The organism is Ruegeria sp. YTSC230 (genome assembly GCF_059609665.1).
The window spans coordinates 55,692-73,012 of sequence record NZ_JBXWMC010000008.1 but is presented as its reverse complement, the minus strand read 5'-3'; the positions used below and the strand labels follow the sequence as shown (position 1 = coordinate 73,012).

The window sequence follows — 17,321 nt, the reverse complement described above, 5'->3', positions numbered from 1 at the left end:
AACAACCCTCTTCAATACCAAACTGATAGCAAAAACGCTTCACGTCTACTTCTTCCGACCTATCGTGAAATAGCCTGCAACACCCAAACCGGTGTTCCGGAAACCAGTAAAGCTGCCGTTAGTCTTCAATCGTCAACTTTTCATGATTTTTTGGCTATGGCGATGATCAGCCAGACTTCGCCATGAAATCCGCGAACGCTTCCTTATAGTCTGGATGCCATCGGCTGAGAGGTGGGCGATTTTCAATGATGTCTCCCAAGCTCCAAGCAATGCGTTTCTCATCAGTATCGCGTGAAACGTCATTGTCGGGGCAGAGGATGTAGAAATCCCCGCGGTTCACGCTTTCAACAAAGAAGTCGACAGTCTGCTCAGCGGTCCAGGCAGAGGCAGGCTTCTCGGGCGCGGAGATCATGCCGGTATAGACGAATCCAGGGACCAGAAGATGCGCGGTAATCTGATGGCCTGGACCCGTTCTGAGCTCGTGGGACAGTGCCTCGGTAAAGGCTTTGAGAGCCGCCTTTGAGACATTGTAAGCCGGGTTACCTGGCGGGGTAGTTATGCCTTGTTTGGACCCTGTATTGATAATTGCGCCTGGTCTGCCACGGGCGATCATGTTTGGCGCGAAGACCTGGGTGCCATGGATCGGACCCCAAAGGTTCACGCCCAGCATCTTATCCCAAGCCGTGGCGTCCCCAATGGTCGATGATTTGCCGCCGACACCAGCGTTGTTCATTAAGATGTCTGCCCCGCCGTGGCGGTCTGCTACCATCCGTTCCAACGTCTCTAACTGCGCGCGATCACTGACATCTGTCTCAGAAGTCGTCATATCGGCCGCGCCAGCGGCTAACACCAAGTTTGCCGCGGTAGCCAGTTTCTCAGTGTCTCGATCAACAATAACAATGCGCATGCCCATCTGAGCGAACTTCACTGCTGCGGCGAGGCCAATGCCGGAAGCACCCCCGGTAATCACGGCCACAGAGTCCGAGGTGAATGCGGGGTGTGTCATCGGCTAAGCTCCTCCTAAGCCTGTGTTGGATCGAAAGGTCCGGAAAATCCAGAACGGCCTGTTGATATTAGGCAGCGTCGGCAACGTTAGTCTTCAGCTTCATCATACCTTCCATACCGTAGGCGGTGAATAGCCCCTCGGTTGTCGTTTCCGCTTGTACGCTTATCGGAATGACAGGGTCTGCGATGCCGCTCTTGTCCACTTCACTGCGGAACTTCCGCTGCCTAGGCGCCGTATGGGTTGAGTTTTGCCAATTAGAATGCACTTTTGATTGAGTTTTGGTGCGTTCAAGTTGATCAAGCCATGCTACGACAATCGACAATTGAGGGCGTATAGCGAACGGTGCAAACTTATGGGCAAAACGTGCAAAATTACGCGCAAATGCTGTGCGATATTATGCGCAAAGACACCCGGATTTTCTGAACAAAATCAATGATGGAAATGCAGTGTTATGCGCGCACCTACAGATTTTGTAGGTTTGCGCATAACACCTCGCGCACCCCATAAGTTTGCGTAGTTTGCCCATAGTTTTGCGCTGCGCGTTTCTCTGCATTAGGACGAATTCAATCAGTGTATGGCTTAGTCGTTGCGGTTATGGCCCTTTGCATTGCTCAATCCCGCAAAGGGCCTCCCTAAGGAACCTAGGATTCTCGCGAAGGTCTGCGACGCGCAGAAAGCGGACTTTGCAAAGTCGAGAATAAAGGCCCGTTGTGGACGTTCCATCGCTGTCCTGGGATTTTCTGGTATCGGTCGGGTGGCCGTTGTTACAGTATGTTTAGAAGCTTCGAATACCCAGCGTTCAAAACAAGAGCCGCAAGTGTCCCTGTTATCGTCGCCGGTATACCCTGCTTCCAGGTATCGAACACTAGATGGCAGAATATCGCTCCGACAGATGTGCAGAGCAACGCAAGTGCTCCTAGCGGCCCGATCCACGACGATTGAAACCAGATGGCAATTGCCCCGAAAAGTTCCCCGCATCCGACGAGGAACATGATCTGCCTGTTGAGGCCGTAGCTTTCGAACATGCCCAACTGGATTTCAAAGACCTTCTTTTGCCACCCAAAAATCTTAATGGATGAAGCAAAGAGAAAAAATGCAGATAGAAGACCGATGGCGATGTTCAGGAGCAATGCTAGTCCTTCCGGTTTGATTTCTTGTAGGCTGCCGGAGATACGCCCGTCCATTTACGAAATGCTCTGGAGAAGGCGGTTGGGTCGGCATAGCCAAGCCTTTGCGCTGTCTCGCCAACGGATTTATTGTCTTTTGCCAGCAGGCGTTCGGCTTCTTCCTGCTTAATGCGCGCGATCACTTGGGATGACGTTTGACCGTAAGGTTTCAGCCGGTTGTTCAGTGTTTCCTGATGAAAACCGCAAAGGTCCGCAAGCTCATCCACACCAAATCCTGAATCCGCAAGATGGACCCTGATCAGGCCTTCCAGTCCCGCAAGGAAATCCTGCGGGGCGGCCAGATCCTCATCCATAACCCTGTAGTCTGGCGGGTTCTCCAGTGCCTCTGGTCGTAATCTGTAATTTAACCAGCTGGAGGGAAACCTGATCGAAAAACCTTGAGGATTGCACTTGATAGCCCGAACGCCGTGAAACTGACCGGGCAGCGCATCCGGGTCACTGACGCGAAGAATGACCTGGTTGGGGTCCCACCTGAAATCCAGGACACGGTGCAACAGGGATATCCAAATACTCGTCAGAAACGCATCGGTTTGGCTGGGAGAAACCGAAATTTGGAAGTTCCTTTTGGCACTGAAATACGCGTGCTCACCTTCGACAAAGAGGGATTGCGTAACGGCATTGGATTCTTTGGAAACCGCTTGTGTGAACCTGGTAAAGAAGTCTCCCAATGTAAGGGCTTCTGCCAGCATATCGCCGAGCGGGAGAAATTTGACAAGGTCAACGGATTGCCCGACCCGTGCGCAAAAATCCGTTGAAGTGGCTTCTGCCACGGCCTGATAGATCTGGTAGACGGTATCGTGGCGCAGGAAGTTCTTCGGGTCCATTACCTGCGCTTCGTTTAACCCCAGAGGATCAAGAACAAACGCGGGTTCGACCCCCACGCTGCGAAGCGCTGCGACAACCGGACCCGCAACTGAAGCCCTGACGAGTGGCAGCGACTGATCCGTGTTATTACCAAGTCTTCTTGTCATCTCTTCTCCAGAAATTCGCAATATTCCCGAGTGTAGGAAATTCCCACAATAAAGTTATGAAACCTTACAGTTTCCCAAAACTATTTTTCTCGAACCGGTAATCTGTCAGGCATCAAGCTATTCGAATTCTATAATGACTCCTAATTGCGCCTTTTGCGATTCTTGAAGATTGGAGCCCTAATGAACGGATGCCTGATGCGCATACTTGTGCCCGCAGTACTGGCTGCGAGCCATCTGTTTCCAACTCATGCCGCTTCACAGGAAGAAAGTTTCCCGATCCTTTTCACAAATGTTCATGTCTTTGACGGGGTGAACGAGGCGCGGATCGAGAACGCAAATGTTTTGGTCGTCGATAACCTGATCGCCGAGGTCTCGACTGAGCCGCTTGTCGTTGCCAATGCGCAAATCATCGAGGGCGGTGGGCGCACACTGATGCCCGGAATGCATGATCAACACGTGCATCTTACCGTGTTCAACCCTCTCAGCGATGGTTTGCGCCAGAATATCACACCCTTTCATCTTGGCGGCGTCGCGACAATTCGGTCTGAACGCATCCTGATGAATGGGTTCACCACTGTCCGGGACCTAGGCGGACCAGCAAAATCCATCGCTCGCATTATAGATTCCGGCATGTTTCCCGGGCCGCGCATTTACTCCTCTGAAGCCTTCATCACCCAGACATCCGGGCACGCGGACTTCCGTAAACTGAACGACCGGCATCCCACACTGTCTGGGCAAGGACCATCACATTGGGTCGAAAGTGAAATGAGCTTTATAGCCGATGGGCCGGATCAGATCCGGATGGCCGTACGCGAGAACCTGCGCCGCGGGGCAACCCAGATCAAAATTATGGTCAGCGGCGGTGTTACGTCCGAGTTCGACCCCCTGCATTCGCTTCAGTACCAAGCCGATGAAATCCAGATGGCAGTCAAAACCGCCGAACAGTGGGGCACATATGTGACCTGCCATGTGTTCACTGAACAGGCGATCCGAAACTGTATCGACAATGGCGCGAAGACCGTCGAACACATCCCGTTTCTGACTCCGGAAGTGGCCGAGGTCATGGTTCAAAAACAGATCATGTTTGCGACCGCCGTGGCTCCGGTCTACTCGGTCTCCACCGAGCAGGCCGAAGCATTTTACACACCAGCGTCGTTTGCGAAGTGGAAGACGGTGCGGGATGCCGCGGCCAACATGATTGAAGTAATTCAAACCACGCCAGGCATGATCGACCTCTATACCCTGGGCACTGACCTCATCAACAACTGGGACCAAACGCTAGAGCAGGACAAGAAGATGAGCGACGAGTTCAAATACCTGCTTGAAGCGAATTTCACACCCTTCGACATATTGCGCATCGCAACTTCAAACGGCGCGCGCATGAACCGTCTTACTGGTTTGAACAATCCTTATCAGGACGGCCCGCTGGGTGTGGTCGAAGTGGGTGCATACGCCGATCTTCTATTGGTCGACGGGAACCCGCTGGAGGACATCCTGCTGCTATCCGATCCCGACACCAATCTGAAGATCATCATGAAAGATGGCGTGATCTACAAGAACACACTCGACTGAGTGTCGCGTGGGGTGAACTTACCTCGGCGCCCCGCGCACTAAATTTTAAGGGAGAGAAGGACATGAGTATTTCGACAAAGACGGCTGCCGTCGCGAGCCTCGTTTTTTGCACGGCCACTGCCGCATTTGCACAGGATACCCTGCCGCAAACCCTGTTCACCAACGTCCATGTCTTTGACGGAGTAAATGAGGCGCGGATCGAGAACGCCAGCGTTCTGGTTGAAGGCAACTTGATCAAAGAAGTTTCCACCGAGGCCATCGACGCGCCTGGCGCGACGGTTGTGGATGGAGGTGGTCGCACATTGATGCCGGGGTTGATTGATGCGCATGTGCACATGGCGATCACGGAGCCGGTTGCGGATCTCAGGGACAATTTTGATTGGATGTACTGGGGGGCCGTTTCCACGATCGAAGCAGAAAAGATGCTGTTGCGCGGCTTTACTTCCGTCCGTGATGCGGGTGGGCCGGCGATGGGGCTTCAAAAAGCCATCGACCGGGGTAAAGCAATTGGCCCCCGTATTTACCCGTCCGGGCCAGTGATCTCACAGACGTCCGGGCATGGTGAACATCGGCACTACACAGAACCGCACCCAAACTTCGAAGGGGCGTCGCCGTCGTTTTTTAATCAGCACGTTGAGTTTCTAGCCGACGGTGTTCCAGAAGTTCTGCGCGCGACGCGGGAAGCACTGCGTCTGGGCGCATCGCAAATTAAGGTCATGGCTGGCGGAGGTGTGTCTTCCAGCGTAGACCCATTACACACGGTTCAATTCTTACCGGAAGAACTGGAAGCTGCTGTCAAAGCTGCGGCAGATTGGGATACCTACGTTCTGGTGCACGTCTACAACGACGAGAGCATTCTGCGGTCCATCGAGGCAGGTGTGCAGAGCATCGATCATGCACAATTGATGACCGAGGTGTCGGCGCAGGCGATCAAGGACGCAGATGTTTGGGTTGTGCCATTCTTCTCGCTTCTGGGGCTGGATGCCGAAACAGTCTCCAAGGCGCTTGGCCCGTTGGCAGCGCCCAAGTTCCTCGAGGTTCAGGGCGGAGCGAGAAACCAGATGCGGTTGCTGAAAGAATTCGGGATCGAAAAAGTCGCCTTTTCAACCGACATTATTGGGGATCCTGCGGCTCTCACCAAACAGAACGATGAGTTCAAGTACCGTCTCGAACAATGGTCATCCTACGAAGTTCTAATGCAAGCAACCTCTAAAGCCGGTGAATTGTTGGCCCTGTCAGGCAAACTCAACCCCTATCCCGAAGGCCAGCTCGGTGTGATTGCAGAAGGTGCGTATGCCGACATTCTACTGGTCGATGGAAACCCCGTCGAGGATGCCCTGATCATGACGGATTACGAGAACAACTTCGATCTGATCATGAAAAACGGCGTGATCTACAAGAACACGCTGGAATAAAAGGAAAGTGGGGTGGTCTATCTTTGATAACCCCACACGTCAGCCAAGAAACCTTCCCTGAAAGGAAAGACGGTGAAACATCTCAGCCTTGGCGTCTTTATGGCGATCTGTGGTTCAATTGCCGCTGCTGAAGACGCCGAAAGCATGCGTACGTTTTTGTTCATTGGCACGTCCAATAGCACCGCATGGGAAATGCAGATCGCCAATCCGGGGGATCGCGCAGCCTCGGTGAAGGGCGGGATCGAAGCGCTCGGCGGAGAGCTTTTGAGCTATTACTGGGGGCTTGGAAACGGGAAGAACTACATCACCGTTTCCCTGCCAGACGATCCAACCTTTATCCAGGCCTTCTATGTCAGCCGCCTCGGCGACGGCTTGTTGGATGACTACCAGATGATCGAATTGATGAGCAGCGCCGACATGGCTGTGGCGCTGGAACGTGTTCCCGAAATCAAAGCTGTGGATGACGTAAAGTGATTGGAGGCTTGTCGCGCCAGAGATCGTATCTTCCATCACGACCGACCCTTGCCGCCGCGTTATTGAGCGCCTTTGCACTATTTGGTGGTGCTGCTGATGCCCAGGAAAATGCTGCTCAGGCGAAACTGGAGGCCGCAGCCCAGGTTTCGTTGGGTGGCCCGGGATCAGCCAGTGCGCAACAGGAGCAAGACAGGCTGCGCAGACTTGAAGACTCACGATGGCCCGGTTTGGACCGTGCCATTGATCCAACCGAAACCGCTTTGGGTCGATTTAGGGAAAACACCGGATTGGCGCTCAGCTTTGATTACCAAGCGCTATACCAACGCAGTTCTCACAGCCTGACCGGGCAGGACGAATCTGCATCCGGACAGCTCAGGATGATTGGGACGTGGGAATTGGCAAACCGGGGTGGTGAAAACCCGGGTAGCCTTGTCTTTATTCTGGAGAACCGACACCGGTTGGGCCAGTCCATTGCACCCTCAGCACTGCCTGCGCAAATTGGATATCAAGGGGCAACCGCGGTCACGTTTGGGGACACAAACACGACCTTGTCGGTAGCTTACTGGCAACAAGCCTTCGCAAACGGACGAGGAGGAGTGGTGGCGGGTCGGATCGATCCGGGCGACTACTCTGACATTCTGGGTTACGTGAACCCAAGGACGACCTTTTCGAACTATTCAATCCTGTTTAGCCCGGTGCTGCCAATCCCCGATCCCGGTTTTGGTGTCACGGTCGGCGGCTACCTGACGGATCAAATTTATGCGTTAGGGGTGGTCAGCGATGCCAATGGGTCTCTCACAGACATTGAGTGGTTTTCCGGGGGTAGCGAATTCTACAAATACGCCGAGATCGGCTGGACGCCCGAAAAATCAAAACGATTTCTGACAAACGTTCATCTGGGGATGTTTCACACGGATGCGCGCCAACAAGTTGGCGTACCGGAAACATATGGAGCCACACTTTCTGCCAACCATACATTCGACAACCAACTGATGATCTTCGGACGGCTGGGATGGTCCAATGGCGGCGGTGCGTTGGCCAAGCGTGCAGTCAACGCAGGCTTGATGTGGCGACCTGGCCCCTATGATGATCTCCTTGGCATAGCGGCCACTGTTGCCGACCTGACGACACCAGGATTGCCCAATCAAACGACACTTGAAGCTTTCTACCGTTTGGACTTGGCCGACAATCTGGCACTGACGGCAGACGTGCAATACCTGAAAAATCCCGGATCAAACTCGAACGACCCGCTGGTCTTGGGACTGAGACTGAGGGTCAATCTTTGATGAATGCCGGGTAGCAGTTTCCGTTCGGGCTTCATTTTGGCCGGAACGGGCGGGGGCGGCAAGTGAGTGGGTCGCCCCCAACTATTTTTGATGGCAGACCTTTTCGGTCTCCTTATGATCTCTTCAGTCTTTATGTGGGAGCTTTAGTGTCATGACGCGATACATCTACGGTTTGGTTATTTTGCTCTTTGCTGCGGCGGTTTCGACGTCAAACGCTGTTCCAGCGTACGCACAGAACGCGGCGAGTGAACAGGAACCTGCCGAGGTACAGCAAGAAGATCTCTTAACTCAGGTTGCCGACAAATCAATTTCTGCCGGTGACCTGGAGATACTGCTTGTTCCGCTGACGACTGATGAGCTTTCAGAAATTGCTGTTGCCTGGCAAGACCATGTTCGCAACCAACTTGAAGAAATTGCCCGTATCAATCTTAGCCTTCAGGACGGAAACGAAGCGCAAGAAGATGACCTGAGATCACAGCTTTCTTTGATAAACGACACTGGCACTGTAATTTTGGATAATTACACACTGATCTTGAACGAATGGGCCCTAAAGGGTGCCGCCGAAGAAGACCTGAAACCGCATACCGACTATCTTTTAGCGCTCAAAACTGGCGTGCTTAAAACAACGGATTTACAGACTTTATTTCACAACGCTCTCCAATGGTTGGTTTCCTGGGAGGGAGGTGCTGGTCTTCTATTGGCTGGGTTGGGTGTTTTGGCTGCTGTTTGGGTTATGATGTTTGTAGCCAAAATGGTGCGTCGTTTAACTGAGCGCGGTCTTGAAAAGATACCAACAATATCGCGGATGCTTAAGAAATTCATTGCGACCGCAGTGTTTTGGGCGGTCTTTATTCTCGGCATTCTGGTTGTACTTGCCTTGTTCGGTGTGAACGTCACTCCTTTGTTTGCAATATTTGGTGGTTTGTCTTTCATTCTTGGCTTTGCGCTTCAGGAAACGCTAGGCAATCTCGCCAGCGGTCTGATGATCATGGTTTTAAAGCCATTCGATACCGGAGACTATATTCAGGTTGGCGGGTCATCTGGTTTTGTTGACGAGATGTCGGTCGTTTCGACAAAAATCCGAACCTTCGACAACCAGATCATCATTGTGCCGAATAGTAAGATCTGGGGTGACGTAATCACAAATGTCAGCGCATCTGATGAGCGTCGCGTCGATCTGGTTTTTGGGATCGCGTATTCAGACAACGCTGCTCACGCAATCGATGTTCTGAAGGAATTGGTCGCAAGACATGAACTATGCCTGAAGTCGCCTGATCCAGAAATATTTGTTGGTGAACTTGGCGACAATTCAGTCAATATCTTTTGTCGACCGTGGTCCAAGTCTGACGACTATTGGACTGTCTATTGGGACCTCACAGGACAAGCCAAGGAGCGGTTTGACCAAGAGGGAATATCAATACCGTTCCCGCAGCGCGATGTTCACCTGATCCCAGTGGAAGGAGTAAAGACATGAGAGCATTAGTAATATGGATGATGTCCTTTCTGCTTCTTTGCAGTGTAGCCTCGGCCCAGTCAGAAGAAATACTGCTGCCGCAGCAAGAGCGAGAAGATCCCGAATTCATAGCACCGGTCATTGTCGACGGGGATGAGCTTTTTGTCGTCCGCGGATCCAGCGCATTGCCCGCAACGGACAGGGCCGCAAAGATTGAAGAAAGAATTGCTCAAGTCGCGGATAGATCAGAGAGCAAAACGGTCGACATCCAAATCTCCCGGGCTGAATTTGGACAACTCGTACGCGTCGACGGCCATATGGTCACCATTACCACTCAGGCTGATGCCGACCACGAACAGATGGACATTGAAGTTCTGGCCGGGCTGCAAGCAGAGGCCATCGAAAATGCCATTTTAAAGTACCGGGAAGCGCGATCCAGCGAAGGCCGCGTTGACAGCGCCTTGGCCGCTGTCGCTTGGACGGCGTTGTTTGCACTGGTGTCATACTTCTTCTTTGCCAAACGGAAGAAGTTTCTGGGCTACGTCAGAAACAACTTGGAAAAGAGAGCGGAAAGCGTCGAGGAAGCTACAAAGTCAATCCTACGAAGCAGGGCAATCGCGTCTATCATCGTTTATTCAATTCATGCTTTGATGTGGGTGCTGTTTCTGTTTTTTCTCTATTACTACCTGTCCTTGGTTTTGCTGTCTTTCGCGGAAACCCAGGCCATCGCTCAAGTTCTTCTAAAGTACGTTAGTGAGCCATTGATAAATGTTGTGCTGGCTGTCGTTGGGTACATCCCAAACCTGATCATGCTGGTGATTATTGCAGCCTTATGTCGATTTGCGATCCGCGGCCTCGATCTGTTCTTTGACAACCTGGAGAACGGTGCATTCGAAATCAAAGATTTCGAGGCGCACTGGATCGCGCCAACGAACATGCTGTTCAGGGCTTTGATCATCGTGATCGCACTGGTGTTCGCCTACCCATACATTCCGGGCTCAGGTTCCCGGGCGTTTCAAGGCCTGACAATTCTTGCCGGTATCATGGTCTCGTTGGGATCTAACACAGTTGTATCGAACATGATGGCAGGTCTGTTTGTCATCTATCGGCGCAGCACGAATGTTGGTGATCGAATAATGGTTGGCGACAAGATAGGGGACGTAACCGAAATCAAGCTTATGGAAACACTTATCAAATCCATCAAAAACGAAATGATCAGTATTCCAAACGCTCAGTTGTTGAACTCAGAGGTCGTGAATTATTCGCGCAAAGTCGATGGTCGAGGCCTTCTCGTGCACACGACGGTCGGGATCGGGTACGAGGAGCCGCCAAAAAAAATCACGGCAATGTTGATAGAGGCGGCTCATCGCACACAGAGTTTGAAGAAAAACCCGGAGCCCTTTGTACTTTGGACACAGTTGGCTGACTATGCCATCAATTACGAAATTAACGCATACACATCTCGAGGATCGAGTTTGCCTAAGATTCTGTCTGATCTACACCAAAACATCGTGGAAGTGTTCAACGAGAACGGTACGCAAATTATGACACCGTCCTACATGGCCGACCCGCCAAGTCCTAAGATTCCCACTGAGGAATGGGATGGAAAGCTTGCTCATATAGCGGAGTAAAAGAATACCAAGTCCACTCTGGGTCTACTAAACCCCGCCCTTGCAGGTTGTCGGATTAGTTTGATTGATCCAGAGCAATGGGTAGGATTAATGCAATAGTTTTCAGAACGTTTTGGGGTTCCAGATGATCAATTGGACATTTACCGCAATAGTAACGCTTCTCGCGAGTGGCGCTCTTGCCGCTGGTATGGAGCGGTGGGGTGAGTCTGGCGACTGGACAATTTTGATCGACCTCGAGAAAGGAAACGGCTGCCTCGCGTGGAAGCCCTTCGAAGACGACATGACAGTTGAAATTGGTGTCGCACCCAATCAGGCTGGCGGTTTCTTTGCCGCCTACAATCCGGCCTGGGTTCAGATTGAGGACGGATCAACCGGTATCGTGAACTTCGATTTCGGTGACGCAAAGTTTGAAGGCGAAGCCGTAGGTGTTTTTAAAAATGGCGTCCCCGGGGGTTACGCCTTTTTCGACAACCCTGCGTTTGTAACCGAATTCGGCAAGCGCCAAAGCGTCACGATTATTGGTGAAAGTGGAGCCGAAGTAGAACTTGATCTAAGTGGGTCCTCAAAAGCCATCGAGGCCGTTTTGGCATGCCAGGCAGAACAGCCTGAACCACTAAAGAACTAGGTCGTGACCGACTATTGAAGCTGATTCATGTCTGGCACGCACGGTTGCCTGTCTGCTGGCATCGCATCAGCACCTTCCGGAGCCTTGTTTCTGGATCCACCTACATCCAACTTGAACTTCGGTGACGAAAGTTGGCCAGTCACGTCAAACGGCCACGCGCTACGGGATAGCGGTTTGCCAACTCGACGAGGTTCTGCCCTGATCGCAATAGTATCTTTGACCCAATCCACTTGGCCCTTGGCCACCAATTGAACAGAACCCGTTTCAACCACGATGGAGTCTGAGCTTACCCGGCCGGCTTCGATGCTAATTGGTGCCACAACGCATGTTATGTCCGTGTAACCTTGACGGAGTTCCTCTGAAAACAGCCATGGGAAAATACCAAGCCCTGCCAACTCCAGAAGGCTGGTGCTGACATAGCCTTGTGACATCGATAAAGAAGCAGTGCCGCGCATGGAATTCACAAACGCTTTGCCAGACGCGGTATTGCCTGAAACGTTAAACTCACCACTCAAACGTCCATAGGCATCTATCCCGATACCCAGTTCATCGAGAATCTCTCCGAATTCCCATCCTGAGGTTGACCCCGACAAGGAGAGCCAATCAGGTGAGTCAATCAGATCCATCACTGCCCGTAGGCTGAAGTTTCCACCGCCATAAGCCATCTGGAGCGGGCCAAAATCTACGGTCCCTTCTTTTGCAGACAATTGGCTGGAAACAGAAGTTACGCCTTGTTGGCCAACAATCTCCTTAAAGTCGATCTGTACCTCGACGTCTGCCTCTCTCAGTACGCGCTGCACATCCAGAAGATCGGCTGGCTTTCCTTTCTCCTTTGGTAAAACCAGGGGCTGTACGTTGGTTTCCTTCGGTAGAAGCAAGGGCTGTACGTCGGTTTCAGGATCTTTTGAAGCGTCGCCTACCAAGCTTTTAAGCTGGTCCAGCGTAGCGGTCAGGTTTTTTAGATCGTTTAAATCGAGCCTTTTACTCGCAACGTTTCCGCGAATTACAGAAGCGCCCTCGGGAAATTTTGCATCCAAAGCGGCCAGAAGGTGTGTCGAACCGGCTTCAAACTCGATTGAGGCAGTGAAGTCCTCGCCCTGCTTCGACGTCACTGCATCGACGGCAAGTGCGCCAATCTCGACAGGTTGCAATTTAAGCGCAGTCAGAAAACTAGCTCCGTCGCTGACATCCAGTTCCACGTTAAAATCAAGGCCTGACAGCCCTTTCAATTCGCTGACCGATAGCGCGAGGTCAAGCGCCCAAATATCTGTGCCATAGGTGGTTGCATTAAACCTGTTGAGCGAAACAGGCCCTCCTTCATTGGACAAGCTGAAGTCGGCATTTATGCCACCGAGCTGATCGACAAAATCTTCATCCATATTTGGCAAAATCAATTTGGCCGGCCCGTTGAGTGTGCCTTCGAAAGTCACGTCCTGAAGCTGAAGCAGGTCGAGAATTTCGCCGTCGGCCTTTAGAATTGGGTCCTCTACGGGTCCAGCCTGTAAGGCGATGCCCAGCATCGCAAGCCGACCATCGGGCATGCGGCGAATGCGTTCGATAGAGGCTGGCCCGATCACGTCCAGGCCTTGATCAAATGCGTTAGTTTGGAACAGAAGTTTCTCGAACTCGAAAGACGCAAGTGATCCTATCATGTGCATTTCAAAGGCTGTGAACTTCAGCTCCTGGAAACTCTTTGCTGCGTTCGGCGGCTGCCCCTCAGGATAAAGCCGCGCGTCGAATAGCAGATCAACGCCCCGAGCTGTGTAGAGGTCTTCTATCGATCCTTCTGCTGTAAGTTGCTGTCCGTCCTCAAGGTTTACGGTGGTCGTAAAGGTCTCGATTTTCAGAGCATCCTGAGAAACAAGCTCTGCTTGCAACTGGCCATTCCCTTCCAGAACTCGCTCCAGCCCAATGACTTCAAGAAAGTCACCGAATTCACCAGTGTCCATCTGCAAGACAGCACGATAGCCACCTCCCTCGCTTTCCGAAAATGGTTCGCCGTCATAGCTCACCGTCATTTCGCCAAAATTGGCGCGCGTCGTAAACGGTGCACTATGAGGATAGTCTCCCTCGATTTCGAAACTTTGACCGTTGACGGAGCCGGTCCCCGATACCTTTGTTCTTTGCCCTTCTTCTACCTGTTCCAGAGCGAGAGACTGGAGGTCAAACACGAAAGAAAAGCCAGAGGTTTGATCATCAATGTTCAACCCAATGGATGTGAAAGCTACATTCTTGTCGCTCAGGAATGAGAGGATCCCGCTACCTTCTGGGTCGCCCTCATTGGACCCGCCTGTCTCAGTTATAGCCTCTTGATTGTCTTCTTCCGTGGCGTTTTCAGGTTCAGGTTTTGGCGTCGGTCGGCCTTTTCGCCAACTTGTAGTGCCGTCAGCATCTGTAAGGAAATTCGCCTGGAGACCGTCAACGACGAGGTTGTCAAAGTGCAGACGTCGATTGGCCAAAGCAGCGACATCCAATTCCAGTTCCAGAAGGTTCAATTCTGCAAGAGATGTTTCCGGCATTGTTTGGCTCGGGATAACCACACCACCGACGTAAATGCGGGTAATGCGTCCAAGCGCGACACTTACATCGTCGTTGACTACAATCGGTTGTCCGATTTGTTCAGAAAGGACTTTTTCGACTAGGTCACGTCGCATCTCCGAGAATAGCGGCGCAGCAAGTAGCAACCAAACAAGTGTGATTGTTGCAAACACAAGTAGTACGACAATCCCAATTGTTCTAAACAGCCAAGTCCTCATGCATCCCCCTGTCGTCGCCTACGCCGTTTTTTCTATGTTCAATTCGGCGTTCGCCAATCTGCTGGACTAGATGGGCACATAATTCGGTTCGCGCGCGCCGCGCATTTCGTGCTCATCGGTCCAAAGCCGCCAGGATACGGGCATCCCGTTCGTATGGGTCCTCGCGGAAATGAACGACCCCGTCTTCGACCCACGCTGTCCAGTATGTCAAAAGAACTGGCATTGGCTCAGGTAGATCAACGCGCGTCGTCTTTCCGCTATCCAAAATAGACTGCATCTTCTTTCGGCTCCAATCTGGCTCTCCCTCCATCAGAAGGCTCGCGAACTCGAACGGATACTCAAGGCGGACGCAGCCGGAACTGAGATTTCTCTCGTTTCGGTCAAAAAGAGTTTTGTCGTTTGTGTCGTGCAAGTATACAGCGTATTTGTTTGGAAACATGAACTTAACCAAACCCAGCGCATTGTCTGGGCCCGGTTGCTGAACCAGGGTCACGCCGGGGTTCTTCGCCCCCCAGTTTACAGCGTTTGCTGGGATTGTCTGGCCATCCTTGTTCCGAACGACATAATTGTTGCGTGTCAGATAGGCTGGATCCTTGCGGATGCGCGAAAGTTTGTCTTTACGAAAAATCGAGGCGGGAACGGTCCAGGTGGGATTGAATTCCATGTACTTGATTTCGTCTCGGAACACTGGCGTCTTTCGATAGGCTGACCCTGTGATTGATCTAGTGGTCCAAAGCGTGCCATCCGATGTGACCAAATATGTGCGGGCTCCTGCAATGTTCACCAGCACGAATTCGTCGTCGACTTCCCGCATAAGCCAGCGGCCACGTTCCAAGCTGAGACGCAGCTTGTTAATTCGATCTTCCACCGGTTTGTTTAGCGATGCGAACGTCTTACCGCCAATGACCCCATCGGCTTCTAATCCATGCCGACTCTGAAAAGATTTGACTAATTTCACCAAGTTATCGTCGTAAACCCAAGCTGTGTTTATGCCGTTTTCACCATCTTCAGAAGAACCGCTTGTTTCAACGAAGCCTTCTGCCGCCAGCCTTTCGCGCAGCTTAGCGACAGCAGGGTCCACCATCTCTGGTTTAAGAACGGTTTCATCCGGAACATTGGTCCAACCGCCCTGTAAAGCAATGGCCCTATACTTACTCAGTGCTTCGACAAGCATCGTATACTGCGCATTGTCGATATCGATGCGTTCGATTAACGCGCTAAAACCTTCACCTTGAAGAAACTGATTCAGGGCAACGGCTGGGTCTTGTTGAATTACCGGTTTTGAGAAGTTCCAATCATCGTCCAGTGCATTTGGGTCGACTTTCCCAAACACCAAATGATGAACCAGTTTCACCGCAGCGTCCGTTGCCAGAATATCGAACAATGCTTGATTAGAAACATCGCCAGTTTGGGCGGCCTTAAATGCGGCTTGAAGCTCCGCTAAGTCAAAATCTTCCGGTCTGAAGCCCTGTTCTATAGCGCCATCCAACTCCTCCAAGAGTTCGTCTGCCAATTCATCGCGTGTCCACGCAGGAGTGAAGCCCCTCTCTTCGTAGAAACGCGGCACTAGGATTTCAGCATCCAAGCTCTTTCTGTCAGGTAGCGTGCTACTCACGTCCAACTTGGCACCGAGTAGAGAAGCAATCTGCTCTGATATCTCGTTTGCGACACTGGGGTTGGGGAATATTGTTACCAATGCAGTTAGCGAAATCGCGACTAACGACTTAACGTGACCCACCAATACCTCCTGCGGCTTCGCGCTATATGCTGTCTCTATGTGGGAGGATACTCATACATAATGTATAATCAAATCGTAATTTATGATTTTAGTATGGCCATTTGATTGGAGGGTTCGAGTGCTGTGTGTATATGCAGGGGATTGACGCTGAACGTCCAAACGATCCTGTGGACGAGGCGGCCCTGTTGAATCTACTGTCATTGCAGTATCGACGGAGTTGGGCGGGTTATGGCGACATTTGTATTGGTCCACGGAGCGTGGCAAGGGGGATGGTGTTGGGCTCGCGTAGCCGCCCTTCTGCGCAGGGACGGCCACGACGTTTTCACCCCGACACTGACAGGGTTGGGTGAACGTGCTCACCTCGTTAGTGACGAAACCGATCTGGCCATGCATATCGAGGATGTCCTAGGGGTAATCACGTGCGAAGAACTCTCTGACATTGTTTTGTGCGGTCATAGCTATGGCGGCATGGTTGTCACCGGAGTGGCGGATAGAGCGCCCGACCACATTCGCTCACTTGTGTACCTCGATGCGCTCGTACCGGGCGATGGGCAGGCGGCCTTGGATGTTTTGCCTGCGGATATCGCGGCAGGGCTTCGTGATAGTGCCGCCGATGGTAAAGTCGCGCCGGGCCCAGCGGAGGCTTTTTCGGTGAATGGAGCAAACTGTGCGTGGGTGGACCGCCGAAATGTCGCGCAACCACTCAAGACATTTGAGCAACCGATGCAACTGGTGAGCGGCGGAGCCGAGGTGGTAAAGCGGACCTACATCTATGCCACCGGCTGGGTCCCTGGGCTTGGCCAACCGTTTTTTGAGCGATACCAGTATCAGTCGGGGTGGACGGCGATTTCGGTGCCATTCGGGCACTACGTGATGATCGACAAGCCTGACGACTTGGCCCGAATGCTAATGTCCGCGATTTGAATTTGGCCGCCGGATCCTGCACGAGCGCGCGGACAGCGAAATCGCCCGCATAGGAATAGTTATTGCTTCTATCCCGATTGTCCTACTTCAATCAGCGCTTCGGGCGAGATGCGCCGTAGCTCTGCAAGTGAATCCGCGTCTCGACTGATCAGCTGGCATTGATCTCAAACCGAAGCTTCAGCTTCAATGGCAGGCAACCGATCTCGGCGCCGTCACTTTCGGATGCTCGATAATGAGTATGCGGTACTAGCTAGGAAAATAAGATCGGCTCAGACAAGGCGCT

At 52.2% G+C, this 17,321-nt stretch carries 14 protein-coding genes; 8 read left to right on the top strand and 6 right to left on the bottom strand.

Annotation, left to right across the window (positions count from 1 at the left end; genetic code table 11):
- Positions 1–166 precede the first annotated feature (166 nt).
- The 4 genes from AC2FD9_RS16430 to AC2FD9_RS16415 all read right to left on the bottom strand — a co-directional run bounded on the left by AC2FD9_RS16430 (position 167) and on the right by AC2FD9_RS16415 (position 3,164).
- Entirely contained in the window at positions 167–1,006 is an 840-nt protein-coding gene (locus AC2FD9_RS16430) for an SDR family NAD(P)-dependent oxidoreductase (RefSeq protein WP_496837903.1), read from the bottom strand.
- A 67-nt stretch (positions 1,007–1,073) separates the two neighbouring features.
- On the bottom strand, positions 1,074–1,328 hold the full coding sequence (locus AC2FD9_RS16425) for a hypothetical protein (RefSeq protein WP_496837901.1): 255 nt from the start codon (positions 1,326–1,328) through the stop codon (positions 1,074–1,076).
- A gap of 442 nt (positions 1,329–1,770) precedes the next feature.
- Complete coding sequence (locus AC2FD9_RS16420) at positions 1,771–2,190, bottom strand: DoxX family protein (RefSeq protein ID WP_282022544.1); 420 nt, start codon at positions 2,188–2,190, stop codon at positions 1,771–1,773.
- Positions 2,139–3,164 (bottom strand): helix-turn-helix domain-containing protein, encoded by a 1,026-nt coding sequence (locus AC2FD9_RS16415; RefSeq protein WP_496837900.1) that lies wholly within the window; start codon positions 3,162–3,164, stop codon positions 2,139–2,141. The genes AC2FD9_RS16420 and AC2FD9_RS16415 overlap by 52 nt, the downstream gene beginning before the upstream one ends.
- A gap of 180 nt (positions 3,165–3,344) precedes the next feature.
- Here AC2FD9_RS16415 and AC2FD9_RS16410 point away from each other — a divergent pair, with 180 nt between their 5' ends.
- From AC2FD9_RS16410 to AC2FD9_RS16380, 7 genes are all read left to right on the top strand, one after another.
- Positions 3,345–4,736 (top strand): metal-dependent hydrolase family protein, encoded by a 1,392-nt coding sequence (locus AC2FD9_RS16410; RefSeq protein WP_496705788.1) that lies wholly within the window; start codon positions 3,345–3,347, stop codon positions 4,734–4,736.
- Positions 4,737–4,798: 62 nt separating this feature from the next.
- Complete coding sequence (locus tag AC2FD9_RS16405) at positions 4,799–6,151, top strand: metal-dependent hydrolase family protein (RefSeq protein WP_282171050.1); 1,353 nt, start codon at positions 4,799–4,801, stop codon at positions 6,149–6,151.
- Between the two features lie 72 nt (positions 6,152–6,223).
- Positions 6,224–6,625, top strand: a complete 402-nt coding sequence (locus AC2FD9_RS16400; RefSeq protein ID WP_282022548.1) for a hypothetical protein — start codon at positions 6,224–6,226, stop codon at positions 6,623–6,625.
- A gap of 62 nt (positions 6,626–6,687) precedes the next feature.
- On the top strand, positions 6,688–7,911 hold the full coding sequence (locus AC2FD9_RS16395; protein WP_282022549.1) for a carbohydrate porin: 1,224 nt from the start codon (positions 6,688–6,690) through the stop codon (positions 7,909–7,911).
- A gap of 151 nt (positions 7,912–8,062) precedes the next feature.
- Positions 8,063–9,385, top strand: coding sequence for a mechanosensitive ion channel family protein (locus tag AC2FD9_RS16390; protein WP_496837897.1), 1,323 nt, complete (start codon positions 8,063–8,065; stop codon positions 9,383–9,385).
- Positions 9,382–10,995 carry a mechanosensitive ion channel family protein gene (locus AC2FD9_RS16385; protein ID WP_282121340.1) on the top strand — a complete coding sequence of 538 codons (1,614 nt, stop codon included), beginning with the start codon at positions 9,382–9,384 and terminating at the stop codon, positions 10,993–10,995. Before AC2FD9_RS16390 ends, AC2FD9_RS16385 begins: the two co-directional genes overlap by 4 nt.
- A 124-nt stretch (positions 10,996–11,119) precedes the next feature.
- Positions 11,120–11,620: a hypothetical protein gene (locus tag AC2FD9_RS16380; RefSeq protein ID WP_496837894.1), complete on the top strand. Its 501-nt coding sequence runs from the start codon at positions 11,120–11,122 to the stop codon at positions 11,618–11,620.
- Positions 11,621–11,631: 11 nt separating this feature from the next.
- Here AC2FD9_RS16380 and AC2FD9_RS16375 read toward each other — a convergent pair whose 3' ends face one another.
- Together AC2FD9_RS16375 and AC2FD9_RS16370 are read right to left on the bottom strand one after the other, a co-directional pair.
- Positions 11,632–14,376, bottom strand: a complete 2,745-nt coding sequence (locus tag AC2FD9_RS16375) for an AsmA family protein (RefSeq protein WP_496837893.1) — start codon at positions 14,374–14,376, stop codon at positions 11,632–11,634.
- Between the two features lie 112 nt (positions 14,377–14,488).
- A complete protein-coding gene (locus AC2FD9_RS16370; protein ID WP_496837891.1) occupies positions 14,489–15,961 on the bottom strand; it encodes a L,D-transpeptidase family protein in 1,473 nt (490 codons plus the stop codon).
- Positions 15,962–16,342: 381 nt separating this feature from the next.
- On the opposite strand from AC2FD9_RS16370, the gene AC2FD9_RS16365 reads away from it, so the two are divergent.
- Positions 16,343–17,038: an alpha/beta fold hydrolase gene (locus tag AC2FD9_RS16365; protein ID WP_496837888.1), complete on the top strand. Its 696-nt coding sequence runs from the start codon at positions 16,343–16,345 to the stop codon at positions 17,036–17,038.
- Positions 17,039–17,321 lie beyond the last annotated feature (283 nt).